The organism is Aestuariivirga sp., assembly GCF_037139295.1.
In the GTDB taxonomy this organism is placed as follows: domain Bacteria; phylum Pseudomonadota; class Alphaproteobacteria; order Rhizobiales; family Aestuariivirgaceae; genus Aestuariivirga.
Map to the genome: position 1 here is coordinate 1 of NZ_JBAXGR010000022.1, position 12,905 is coordinate 12,905.

Annotated in this window: 8 protein-coding genes; 2 read left to right on the top strand and 6 right to left on the bottom strand. The window is 61.5% G+C overall.

Annotated elements, in window-relative coordinates; genetic code table 11:
• Positions 1 to 141: 141 nt before the first annotated feature.
• Positions 142 to 2,271, bottom strand: a complete 2,130-nt coding sequence (locus WCJ41_RS08205; RefSeq protein WP_336905363.1) for a BTAD domain-containing putative transcriptional regulator — start codon at positions 2,269 to 2,271, stop codon at positions 142 to 144.
• A gap of 370 nt (positions 2,272 to 2,641) precedes the next feature.
• On the opposite strand from WCJ41_RS08205, the gene WCJ41_RS08210 reads away from it, so the two are divergent.
• The gene (locus WCJ41_RS08210) at positions 2,642 to 3,511 is read left to right on the top strand and encodes a dienelactone hydrolase family protein (RefSeq protein ID WP_336905364.1); all 870 of its coding nucleotides are present in this window, start codon (positions 2,642 to 2,644) and stop codon (positions 3,509 to 3,511) included.
• Between the two features lie 261 nt (positions 3,512 to 3,772).
• On the opposite strand, the gene WCJ41_RS08215 is transcribed toward WCJ41_RS08210, so the two are convergent.
• Positions 3,773 to 5,572: an NAD(P)/FAD-dependent oxidoreductase gene (locus WCJ41_RS08215; RefSeq protein WP_336905365.1), complete on the bottom strand. Its 1,800-nt coding sequence runs from the start codon at positions 5,570 to 5,572 to the stop codon at positions 3,773 to 3,775.
• A gap of 1,109 nt (positions 5,573 to 6,681) precedes the next feature.
• On the opposite strand from WCJ41_RS08215, the gene WCJ41_RS08220 reads away from it, so the two are divergent.
• The gene (locus WCJ41_RS08220) at positions 6,682 to 6,891 is read left to right on the top strand and encodes a cold-shock protein (protein WP_336905366.1); all 210 of its coding nucleotides are present in this window, start codon (positions 6,682 to 6,684) and stop codon (positions 6,889 to 6,891) included.
• A gap of 731 nt (positions 6,892 to 7,622) precedes the next feature.
• Here the strand turns inward: WCJ41_RS08220 and WCJ41_RS08225 are convergent.
• The 4 genes from WCJ41_RS08225 to WCJ41_RS08240 all read right to left on the bottom strand — a co-directional run bounded on the left by WCJ41_RS08225 (position 7,623) and on the right by WCJ41_RS08240 (position 12,902).
• Positions 7,623 to 9,602 carry an ABC transporter permease subunit gene (locus WCJ41_RS08225; RefSeq protein WP_336905367.1) on the bottom strand — a complete coding sequence of 660 codons (1,980 nt, stop codon included), beginning with the start codon at positions 9,600 to 9,602 and terminating at the stop codon, positions 7,623 to 7,625.
• Entirely contained in the window at positions 9,599 to 10,663 is a 1,065-nt protein-coding gene (locus WCJ41_RS08230; RefSeq protein ID WP_336905368.1) for a betaine/proline/choline family ABC transporter ATP-binding protein, read from the bottom strand. Before WCJ41_RS08230 ends, WCJ41_RS08225 begins: the two co-directional genes overlap by 4 nt.
• Before the next feature lie 20 nt (positions 10,664 to 10,683).
• Positions 10,684 to 11,595, bottom strand: coding sequence for an ABC transporter substrate-binding protein (locus WCJ41_RS08235; RefSeq protein ID WP_336905399.1), 912 nt, complete (start codon positions 11,593 to 11,595; stop codon positions 10,684 to 10,686).
• Positions 11,596 to 11,849: 254 nt separating this feature from the next.
• Positions 11,850 to 12,902: an AI-2E family transporter gene (locus tag WCJ41_RS08240; RefSeq protein WP_336905369.1), complete on the bottom strand. Its 1,053-nt coding sequence runs from the start codon at positions 12,900 to 12,902 to the stop codon at positions 11,850 to 11,852.
• Positions 12,903 to 12,905 lie beyond the last annotated feature (3 nt).

Sequence of the window (12,905 nt, forward strand, 5' to 3'; positions counted from 1 at the left end):
GTTTCCTAAACTGAGGGTCGCAGGTTCGAATCCTGTCGGGGCCGCCAAATTCCCACCATGCCGAATAATAGCCATACCCGGTCAGGCGTCTTCTGCAATCTGGCACGTTAGTGTCCAGACCCGGCTTGAAAGCGCTATGTCTCAGCCCGTGCATTCCGGCAGGCGAACGGGATCCGGTGTGTCCGAAAGCTCCTGGCTCGTGGCACAGGCGGGAAAGCCGGCGCGGCGCATCAGGTCTTCCACCGTCTTGATGGCATCGGGCGGCCAGCCGCGGTTCAGCGCGAAACGCTCGATCGACATAAGGCCAGGAAATTTCGCGACACCGCGCTTCACCACGGCCGCCGCCTCGTCCTTGCGGCCAAGGGTCGCAAGGCTTCCGGCGACGACGACGAAGCCATCGGTGTTCCATTCTTCCTCGGGCTGGCGCGACTGCACCTGGATCGCGTCGGCATATCGACCGGACAGGACATAGGCCAGCCGGAGGCAGGGCACCGCCCACTTGGGGAAGTCCGGGTTCAGGGCGATGGCGCGGTCAGCCGCCGCCATCTCCTTCTCCGGCGTCGGCGCGAGACAGGACTGGAAGATGAGGATGTCGAAGGCATTGGGCGTGAGGCGCAAAGCCTCCTCCAGCTGGGTCTGGCCTTGCTCGTAATCCCCCGTCATCGTCAGCGCATAGCCGAGAGCCGCATGGGCATCGGCATCCATCGGGTCGAGCGACACGGCCTTGCGGGCATAGCGCAGCATCTGCTGGAACAACTCGGCAGCACCCGTCTCTGTCGTCGCCAACCAGGCAAAGGTATTTGCGTATCGCACATAGGCGCGGGCGAAGTTCGGATCCTTGGCGATGGCCTGGTCGAGAATGTTCTGCGCCTCCCGCATGTGCTCCGGCGAGAGGTCGGAATACATCGTCTCTTGGGCGAGGAGATAGAGGTCGTAGGCACCGAGATCAGACGGCGGCTTGCGCCGCGCACCGACGGCGAGGCTCTTGCTGACCTTGCCTTCGCGGCCGGCAAGGCTGTTGGCGATGTGATCGGCAACGTCGCCTTGCACCGCGAAGATCTCGCCGATCATCCGGTCATAGCGGTCCGACCACAACGTCTGACCGGTCTCGGCATCGATGAGTTGCGCCGTGATGCGGATGTGGTCCATGTCGCGCTGGAAGGTGCCCTTGAGCACGTGGCTGACCTTCAGGTCCTGGCCCAGCGCGCGGATGTCCACGGGCTTGCCCTTGTAGGCCTCGGTGGTGTCATTCGCCATCACGCGGAAGTCGGAATAGCGCGAGAGGTCTGCGATCGTATCGAGGGTGAGGCCTTCGGCGAGACGCAGGTCCGCGGCATCGGAAGACAGGCTCTCGAAGGGCAGCACGGCAACTGCGGGCGGCCCCGCCAGTGCGGCTGGCGGCCGGGTGAAGGTCCAGATGGTTGTCGCGGCGGCCAGGACGGCGAGCAGCAGCACAACGGCTGCTACGGCGCGGCGACGACCGTGCGCCGCGCGCAGGGATGGAGGCTTCGTCGCATCCATCACAGCCGGAGATACGGACGTCGCCGACACGACTGAGGCGGGAACTGGTGCGGGGGTGGGCAGAATGATCCTGCCGGTCGCGGCGATGCGGTCGCGCAGCGCCTGTGTCTCAGGCGACGGTTCGACGCCGAGTTCATCGTGCAAGAGCTTGCGCAGCTTGTCGTAATGCTTGAGCGCCAGCGGCCTCTCGGCCTCCGCCTGATAGGCCTCCATCAGTTGGCGGTGTGAAGCTTCGCGCAGCGGGTCGGCCTGCACCAGGCGCTGCGCGATCTCGATGCGCGGCTGGCCCGAGAGCATTGGCGCAAGCCGGTCCATGGCCGCGACATACTTGCCCTGATAGTCCTCGCGGCGATGGTGAAGCCAGTCCTCGAGTTCCGGTTCGCTCGCGCGGACATCAGCCAGGAATGGCCCCCGCCACAAGGCGAGCGCCGCCTCGAGCGAAGGGCGTGTGGCGCCGCGCACCTCGTTGAGGAAGGCTTCGGTATCAAGCTTCACCTGCGTTGGATGTAGGGCGATGGTCGCATCGGTCGCGGCGAAGAAGCGCGCGTCCTGACCGCCAAGCTCCTTGCGCAGGACGGCGAGCGCCTGGCGCAGGCTGCTGCGCGCCTGCTCCTCGCCATGTTCAGCCCAGAGTTGGCCTGCCAGCGCCTCGCGGCTCATGTTGCGACCGGGTGCGGAGGCCAGCATCGCCAGCAGCAGCCGATTCTTCTTGCTGCCGATCTCAACCTGCTGGCCCTGAGGATCGATCAACTGGAACGGCCCGAGAAGCCTGAGCGAAAAACATCCGGTTTCGACAACGTCCGGATGCTCTGCGGGCGCTTCGTGTTGAGATTCGTTCCCCGAATTTCCTGGCAGGATCATTTTTTACGCTTCTTTTGCGGCACTCGGAGGCGGCATTTTATGGCGGCCTGCTAGCTTCTGGTTTGGGGAAACGCACGTTTGGAGGCACGGCAGATCACATAAATATCTCTCAATTCAGATGAGCTGACAATCGCCAACGCGGTCTCTACGACTGCGGGACTCAATCGACAATTCACGCTTCTCCAACGCCCGGCGTCAGCGCCGGACGCAGGAAGTCCTGCACCCTCGATCAACTGTCTCAACCAACTGGAGGATACCAATGCATCTCAACGCCATTGCCGCCTGCCTGCTCGCTGCGGCACAACGCTCACTGCAAACCCGCATCCTGCCCGCCGCTGCGGCCGCACTGGCGGTGGGCGAGCTGTACACCACGTCCAGTGCCGAAGCCGCAAGCGCGCCGGCCATCGGCGGAGGCTACACCAATGCCATCGCCATCCCCGTCAGTGATCCCGCCGTCAAGGAGATCGCCGGGGCCCTGTTCAAACCCGAGGGCGCCGGACCCTTCCCGGCGGTCGTCTACATGAGCGGTTGCAACGGGCTCAATTTCCCGCCGGAGATCCAGCAGGAAAAGCGGGTGATCGACAACAACCTGTCCAAGGGAATCGCCACGCTGATCGTCGACCCCTTCACAGCACGCGGTGAGAAGGATGGCGCCTGCGACAAGCTCGACGTGCCGGGGTTCACCCGGGGTGGCAACGACGCCGTCGCGGCGGTGAAGGTCCTGAAATCAATGCCAGACATCAATCCCGCCAAGATTTTCCTGCAGGGCTACTCCTACGGCGCAATCGCATCGCTCTACGCGACCGACACCAATACGCCGGGAGATCACGACACCACGATCGCCGGGCTCATTGCCTACTATCCCTACTGCTATGACAATGTCAGCCCGTCGGTACCCACGCTCGTTCTCATCGGCGAAAAGGACGACTGGACTCCCGCGGCAGCCTGCCAGGCCGTCAAGGGCAAGGTCAATTTCGACCTGGTCGTCTATCCCGGTGCGACGCATGGCTTCACCGAGCCATTCGAGAAGCCCTTCGACGTCGATGGCCACCATCTAGCTCATGACGAGGCAGCAACGAAAGATGCGGAGCAGCGCGTTGAAGTCTTCATTGACTCCCGCCTGAATTGACAACTGACACATGACACTCGACCGCCGGGCACATCACGTGCCCGGTGGGTTGTGTTAATAGCATCTCTCCAGCGGCAGCCTTGCCGAGGAACGTCACGGCGGGCTCGGTAAGAGCACAAATTGATGGAATAACTTATTGTTTAATTTCAATAAGATAGAAGCTATCTTCTTCACTCCGCATGGTGTACCCTGATCGTCCAGCACGGAGCGGGATGGACACTCCATTAGCCCATGACCGAGCCACTGGAGTGCCAGTCTTGCTTAACCCAGATGATGGGTCGGCGGGATGCCATGGACAGGCGTTGCAATCGCCTCCTGCCGTGCCTTCAGCTGCAGCGCCAGGAACTGCGAGTAATGACGTGACTGGTGCAGGTTGCCCCCGTGGAACCACAGCGCATCTTGCTGGGTGGGTTTCCACATGTTGCGCTGCTCGCCGACCCATGGTCCAGGATCCTTGGTGGTACTGGAGCCGAGACCCCAGCACTTGCCAACCTTGTCGGCAACATCCTTGCCGATCAGGTCAGCCGCCCAGCCATTCATCGAACCATAGCCCGTGGCGTAGACGATGACGTCAGCCGGCAGGTGGGTGCCATCCTCGAGCATGACGCCGGTCTCGGTGATCTCCTTCACCTGGCCATGTGCAAGCTTGATCTTGCCATCGATGATCAGTTGGCTCGCGCCGACATCGATGTAGTAGCCCGACCCGCGCCGGAGATATTTCATGAACAGACCCGAGCCGTCGTCACCCCAATCGAGCTTGAAGCCGGCCTTCTCGAGCCCGGCATAGAACTCAGCATCCCTTTCTCGCATCTGATCGTAGAGGGGGATCTGGAATTCATGCAGGATGCGATAGGGAAGGCTGGCGAATATCAGGTCGGCCTCGTTCGTCGTCATGCCGCTGCGCACGGCCTTTTCGGAATAGAGTCCGCTAAGCCCGACATCCATCAAGGTATCGGACTTCACGATGTGGGTCGAGCTGCGCTGGACCATCGTCACGTCCACATCATTCTCCCACAGCGCCGCGCAGATATCATGGGCGGAGTTGTTGGAACCGATCACGACCGCGCGCTTGCCCTTGTAGGCATCGGGCCCCGGATGCTTGGAAGAATGGTGCTGGTCGCCCTCGAACTTTTCCATGCCGGGATATTTCGGCAGATTGGCCTTGCCAGACATGCCGGTTGCGAGAACCAGTTGCTTGGGCCTCAGCACCACCTCCTCGCCGTCACGGTCGACGACGACAGTCCATTCCTTTGTGGCCTCGTCAAATCGGGCAGACTTTGCCGTGGTCTTGGACCAATAGTTCAGCTCCATGATCTTGGTATACATTTCCAGCCAGTCGCCGATCTTGTCCTTGGGCGCGAACACGGGCCAGTTGGGCGGAAACGGCAGATAGGGAAGGTGATCGTACCAGACGGGATCATGCAGGCAGAGGGACTTGTACCTGTTGCGCCAGCTGTCGCCGGCGCGCGCGTTCTTCTCGATGATGATTGTCGGCACGCCCAGCTGGCGCAGCCTGGCGCCGAGCGCGATGCCGCCCTGGCCGCCACCCAGTATCACCACATAGGGCTGCATGCTGTAGCCCAGTTCACGCGCTTCCGCCTCGCGCTCTTCCAGCCACGTGGGCCGGTGCTTCGCGGCGCCGTGCTTGGCGCCCAGCGGACGATCAAAGCCCAAAGACTCCTCATGGCCCTTCAGCTCAACCATCGTGGTCAGCAGTGTCCATATCTTTCCGCCGCGCAGGCGGATGAGGCCATGGCCCCGCGCAACGGCCGTTTCGAAGCTGATCCAGGCAGTGATCACCCCGCCCTCTTCACTTGCGCTCTCGCCCTCGGCGATCTGCCAGTTTGACGGCTTGCAGGCCGCAAGCTGGTGGCGCAGCATGTCGGCAATCTCCGCCTTGCCTTCCATGGTTTTGATGTTCCATGTGAAGGTAACGAGATCGCGCCAATAGCAATCATCTTCGAACATGTTGGTGACGGCGTCGACGTCACCTGCAGCCAGTGCTGCGCCGAAAGTCTCCAGAAACGCCGCGACTTTCCCGGTCGCCGTTATATCGAGCATGGTAACCTCCCTCTTATCAAGCTGATGACAGACTGCACAGCTCAATATCCAGATGCAATGTCCAGATGCAAATCTGTCCTCGACGATATGTTCGGCAGGTGAGCTGCTCTCCGTCCTTGGATATCCATCGGTCTATGGAGGAAAGGATGTGGACCGGCGTCGCCTTCATTGCAAAGACGGTTGAGGATTGGATCAAGAGCTCACGCCTGATTGCCCTCGCGCGTGGCGGCTGATGGTGCAACTTGCTGGGAACCATAAGCTTGGCCACCATCAAGGAAATCGCAAAACTGAAACATCCACCCCTCCTGCGTCAGCCACGGGCTGCGCATGACACGACTCGTGCCTCAGATCGTGCATGCGATACTGACTGGAAGTCTGGCTGCTGGATTGACGACGGCAAATGCGTTGCAACCGCTTCCGCCGCAACGCCGGCATCATGCATTTCGAAAGGCTTCTTACCCGGACGTTCTGATGGCATAGCGTGCCCCTTTCGAAGGACACCGCCCGCAGGCGCACAGGCAGGTCACGGCAGCAAACTGACCGGTCGCTGCAGTTGCCGAGCATCCGCTCGCAGAGCCTCCTCTCAAAAAACCGTCTCCAGCAGACCTCAAGCAGCAGGTGCACAGTCCGCGTTGGGATGGAACTGATGCGACAGCTCATCCAGCACCGATGTCCTCCACGCGAAAGCGATGAACCCGGAAACTGACGTCAATACGGTCCGCAGTTGCGCCCCTGACAACCGCGCTCATGCCTCCTGACTTGAGCGCAACACAAGGAACCGAACGGCCGGATCAGGTAGAATACAACTATTATGGTTACATTTCAGCAAGATAGATGTTCGCAACTCCATTCTGCATGGTGCGCAATCTGTTGATCAAGACACTCGGTGTTGGAGCTGGCATCGACTGAATGGGGGCAAGGCACTCATCTGCAGCGCTTCTGGTTCGGACGGCGACCATGGCCTACTGCTTGCTCAACTCACACGATCTTTGACCAAGCGGACAATTTCTGCAGACGGATTAGTTGACTTTGTTCGGTTTTCGCTGCTTTGCTGGAGCTGCTGCTCAGGACAGCAATAACGACACTCACACAAGAAGAGAGATTAGACTGTGGCTACAGGTAAGGTTAAGTGGTTCAACGAGACCAAGGGTTATGGCTTCATCGCGCCGGACGGCGGCGGCAAGGATGTGTTCGTCCACATCAGTGCTGTTGAGCGCGCAGGTTTGCGTTCGCTCGCCGAGAACCAGGCTGTCTCTTACGAAATCGTGGCCGACCGTCGTTCCGGTAAGGAATCCGCCGATCAGTTGCGCGCGCTCTGATCGCTGCTGATACTTGATCCAGCCGCGCCTGCGGCCGAACCAAATCAGAACACGCGCTCCGGATACGGGGCGCGTGTTTTGTTTCTGCGACACAGTTCACCGACTGGCGGGCTCATCCCGGCTCTGCCACCGGACTCAAATTTGAAAGAATACTGTCGGTCTTTGTCACGGTGATCGAATCCATCCACCACGCCGCGGCTCTGCGCATGTTCAACGACTGAGATGAGCGCTACAATACTCATCGTCATTTCGTCCGACCCGCCAATGATCCCAGATGTTTGGACTTTGTGATGCCAACAAACTCACGTTGACGTCTTCACGTCATTCAATCGATAGAACCCAATCCTGTCTATCGTCATCACCACGTCTATCGGGGTTCACGTCCCACATGGTGCACCAGATCTGCCGAGCAAAAGCGAATTCGAACAGGATCGTCGCAGTGTCGTCTGTGGTGCTCGCAACAAACTGAAGCACAAGTCCGGGCTCATTCATGGTTCGACCAGGTGCCAGAATGTTGACAGTGCGGCACAGCTTGTCTGCGGAAGATAACCGCCATTCCTAAATGAAACGGGTCCGAAGGATGGACTCCAGGTTGCCAAGTCTAGGTGACCTGCAACTGCCCGCGGCATGCGCTCCAATCGGAAATGCCGATGCTGTCATAGCCGAAGAATATGTAGGCACCGATGCGGTTTCTTGAGAAGCGAAACCCGCCCTTGGGTAAACGACGGCGCTCATGCGAGACCGCCCCGCATCTTTCGCTTGTTCACCCAGGCGGTGATCAGCCGGTCGGCGATGATGCCGATGAAGGCGATCACCAGGCCGGCCACGATGCCGCGGCCTGAATCCGCCTTGGCCAGCGCCTTGAAGATTTCCTGCCCCAGGTCACGCGTGCCCACCATGGCGCAGATAATGATCATCGACAGCGCCAGCAGTATGGTCTGGTTGATGCCCAGCATGATCTCCGGCATGGCGACGGGAAGCTGCACGTGGCGGAACAGCTGCCATCGCGTGCAGCCGGCCACCTGCCCTGCCTCGACAAGTTGGGAGGGCACTTGCCTGAGCCCGTGGTTGGTGTAGCGCACGGCGGGCACGATGGCGAAGGCCACGGTAGCGATCAGCGCCGTCACATCGCCGACCCGAAACAGCATGACCACGGGAATGATGATGCAGAACATCGGAATGGTCTGCAGCGTGTCGATGATTGGCAGCACAAAGGATTGAACACGGTCGCTGCGCGAAGCCCAGATGCCCAGCGGAATGCCGATGATGCAGGCGACCAGCGTGGCAGCACCGGCAAGGTAGAGCGTCTGCATGGCGGGAACCCACAGGCCCGAGGCGGCAGCGAAGAAACCGAGAAAGCCAACCAACAGCGCCAGCCGCCAGCCACCAAGCCGCCAGCCCAATGCCACGATCACCAGCAGCACGCCCAGCCACGGCAGCGACTCAAACCCGGCGCGCATCGGGTTCAGGAAGTTGAGCAGCACGAAGACACGCACCGCCTCGATGGTGTCAAACATGTGCAGGGTGAGCCAGTCGACACCCGCTTTCCACCACGGCGCCGTGGTCAGTGTAAGCGACTTGGGGAAGGTGGCGAGCGCCGGAATGACGAGCGCTAAGATGGTGGTGACCGCCAGCAAACCCACCGCGATGATGAGGTTACCATGTCGCGCCCATGTGCCTTCCGCTATCGCGATGGCCGGCTGCCGGTGGGCGATCGCCTGGCTCAACCGGTCTAGCACGATGGCGATGATGACAATGGCGAGGCCCGCCTCCATCGCCTGGCCGATCTTCAGGGCCCGCAGCGCCAGCAGAACGTCATAACCCAGGCCACCCGCGCCGATCATGGAAGAGATGATCACCATGTTGAGGGCCAGCATGATGACCTGGTTGACGCCGATCATCAGCGATGGCTTGGCGGAGGGAATGAGTACGCGCCAGAGCTTCTGGCGCCTCGTGCACCCCGCCATGTCGGCGAAATCCTTGATTTCGGAGGGCACCTTGTTCAACCCCAGCAGCGTGGCGCGCACCATGGGCGGCGTCGCGAAAAGGCCGGTGGCCAGCAGCGCCGACACCGGGCTCGCGCCATAGAGCAGCAGCATGGGAATGAGATAGGCGAAAGTCGGAATGGTCTGCATCAGGTCAAGCGCTGGCGTGATGAGCCAGCCGTCGAAGCGCGGCGAGCGATAGCTCCAGATCCCGACTAGCAGTCCGGTAATGACGCAGAAGGGCACGCAGATGACGATCAGCGCCAGCGTCAGCATGGCGTTGTTCCACACGCCGAATAGCGCGAGTGCGAAGAAGCCGCCGCCGCACAGCAGCGCCAGTCGCCACCCGCCGTTGATGTATCCGAGCCAGCCCATGACGCCCACCACGCCCAGCCACGACAGGCGGGGCAGCACGGTCGCCTCCGGTCCGCTGCCCAGCTTGAAGCCCTTGGCCAGCAGATTGAAGGCAAAGCGCAAGGGAACATCCATGATGGCGGCAAGCGAACGGGTGAACCAGGTGAGGTTCACCTTCATCCACGTCATGACGGCACCGATCCAGTCCTTGAACGGGATGACGGCGGCATCGGGATAGGTGGTCAGTGACGGAAGCTTCTCACGCAGCAGGAAAACGAGCACCGCCGCCGCGACGGCAATGAGGACGATATACTGGCCGGGATTTTCCGCCTTCCGGATGCCGGGTGCAGGACTGGCCGTTACGTCGGTCACGCGCCCGCCCCCCGTCCCTTGCCGGTCAGCACGTCGATCACGGCGCGCGGCGTCACCTCGCCGATGATCACGCCTGCCACATCCTCGACTGCGAAGGGCTTGGCGGATTCAACGATCTCGACAGCGAAGCTCTCGATTTTTGCGGCGGCCTTCACACGTCGCAGGGACGACGCCACAGGCGAGGCCGGCAGCATGATGCCGCCCGCCGACAGCACCCTGGCGCGGTTGACGTCCTGGGTGAACTTGGCGACGTAGTCCGTGGCGGGGTTGCTCACCACCTCCTCCGGCTTGCCGATCTGGATGATCTCGCCATCCTTCATGATGGCGATGCGATCGGCGAGCCTGATTGCCTCGTCGAAATCATGGGTGATGAAAACGATGGTTTTCTTCAGCACGCCCTGCAGGCGGATCAGCTCGGCCTGCATCTCGCGGCGGATCAGCGGGTCGAGTGCCGAGAAGGGTTCGTCGAGGAACCAGATCTCAGGCTCGACGGCAAGCGATCGTGCGATGCCCACGCGCTGCTGCTGGCCACCGGAGAGTTCAGCCGGGAAGCGGCGCTCGCGGCCCCTGAGGCTGACGAGATCGATCATCTGCATGGCGCGCTCCTCGCGCGTCTTGCGGTCAACGCCCTGGATCAGCAGCGGGAAGGCCACGTTGTCGAGAACGTTGAGATGCGGAAGCAGCGCGAAGTGCTGGAACACCATGCCCATCTTGTGACGGCGGATGTCGATCAACTCGGCTTCCGTCATCTTCAGCAGGTTCTGCCCGTCGACGGTGAGTTCCCCCGCCGTCGGCTCGATGAGGCGCGACAGGCAGCGCACGAGCGTCGACTTGCCGGAACCTGAAAGCCCCATGATGATGAAGGTCTCGCCCTCGCGTACCTCGATCGATACGTTGCGGACGGCCCCTACAAGATGGGCTCTTTCAAGATCGGCAGTGGTGACCTTGCCTTCATGGGAGGCAAGGAACTGTGCTGCATTCGGGCCAAACACCTTCCACAGATTGTGGCAGGACAGCTTGACTGGGCGCGGCAATGCCGCGCCCGGGTCCGTCTTGTTCATTCAAGATACCAGGGCGCGCATTACTGCGCCCAGGCCCTCCACTTGGCCTCGTTGGCATCAACCCAGGCGGCGGCAACCTCCTCGATGGACTTGCCATCGAGATCGACCTGGCCTGACATGGCATTCAACTCATTCGTGTCGATCTGGTAGGCCTTTGACACCTTGTAGGCGACGGGCCACTTGTCCTTCATGCCGCCCCATGAGTATTTCCAGATTTCGCCATGCGGCTTGCCGCAGTCATAGGCCTTGTCCGGATTCAAGCCCGCCTTGGGGTCGCTGTAGCACTCGGGCGAATACTCAGGGAACTGCACCCATTCGCCTTCATACTTGGCTGGCGCCCAGTGCGGCGAATAGATCCACAGCATGATTGGCGCCTTGCGCTGGTAGGCGGAATCGAGTTCCGCGAACATCGCGGCATCGGTGCCGGCGTGAATGACGGTGAAGGGCAGGTCGAGCGCCACGACACGCTCGTCGTCGAAGCCTTCCCACGTCACCGGTCCACCAAGGTAGCGGCCCTTGGGAGCCGTCTCGGCGGTGGAGAAAGCCTCCGCGCATTTCGGATCCTTCAGCGCTTCCCAGTTGGGAAGGCCGGGGCACTTTTCCTTCATGTAGAGGGGATACCACCACTCTTCCTTCGCCTTGGGGCCCAGCATGCCGAGGCGCTCGGTCTGGCCGGTGGCGTCGGAAGCCTTCATGGCCTCGCCCGCCGTGGTGTCCCAGTATTCCATGCCCACAGTCACGTCGCCGTTCGTCAGGCTGGTCGTCAGCGACGACAGGTAGTCGCCTGTCGGATACTCGACGGTGTAGCCGAGCTTTTCCAGAATATCGCCCAAAATTCGGGCATTGAGGTTCACGCTGGTCCAGTCGAACAGCGCGATCTTGATGGGATCGTTGGATTCCACCGCCTTGGCCGGTGCTGGCGCCAACGCCATTGCTGCAAGCGCAGCAACGGCCAAAACGCCTGATTTCCAGTTATTTTTCCTGCTCATTCGTTCCCTCTCCTGTTGCTGGCCGCTCTGTTTCCGACGGCCTTGGAGAACAATCTCGTCCCATGCGAGGCGATGTGTCAATCGCAGGTTTCCGGAGAAGTGCCCGCTCGGAACGCCACGGTGGATGATGACGTCAGTTGACGCTGCGTCGCTGCCGCGGCCCGAAACAACGCGTCAGGATACTTGGCGAGATGGCCTCAGCCCTTGTCCGCCGACAGCATGACGGTGAGCCAGCGCATCGATGGCAGGCGGCGGCACACGGTAAGCACCGCGACCAGGATCGGCACGCCGATGAAGGCGCCGGTCAGGCCCCAGAGCAGGCTCCACAGGAACACCATGAACATCACCGCGAAGGGCGACATCGACAGGGTCGAACCAGTCAGCACCGGCTCCAGGTAGCTGCCGATGATGAACTGCACGACGGTGAGGCAGACCAGAACGACAAGTGCGATCTGGAATGACTGGAACTGCGCCAGTGCGAACAGCGTCGGCAACAGCGTCGCCACCAGCGGTCCGATGAAGGGAATGTAGTTGAGCGTGAAGGCGATGGCCGCCCAGGCCGAGGGATGTTCAAGGCCCACCAGCCCGGCGACAAGCCAGACGATGGCGCCGGTGACGATGCTGGCGATGCTGCGCACCAGCATGTACTTGCCAAACTGGCCAGCCGTCTCGCGCCCCACCTCGATGAGGTCGACGCCGCCGAAGCGGCGGCCCGAGGCCACGATGCGCCGGGCAAGGTCCTCCACCTCGAGAAGGCCGAGCACCGCGAAGGCAAAGACCAGCATGGCGAAGCCCGCAAGCCCGTTGAGCCGCGACAGCGTGGTCTGAACCATGCCGACGATCCAAGACATGCTGAACATGTTCGCCATCTGGTCAGCGATCGGCACGCCGTGCCCTTCCAGCCAGTCGCTGGCGGTCTTGTACAGAGTCTGGAACTGGCTGCTGTTGCGGATCAGCCACTGGCCCACAACGCTCATGCCCCAGACGAACAGCAGCAGCAGCGCCACGATGGAAACCACCGTCACCAGGATGGTGATGAGGATCGCCAGCGACTTGGGCATGCGCGCCTGCAGCCAGGCCTGCAGCGGCCAGACGACCATCACGATGAAGATTGCGAAGGCCGCCGGCGCGAAGACCATCTCCCCCCATGACAAGGCACCGAGCAGCAGGATCGTGGTGCTGACAAGAAGCAGGCCGCCGATGGCGGTAAGCCCGGTGTCTGCGCCGCGGCCGGGGGACTTTCCATTCACGCG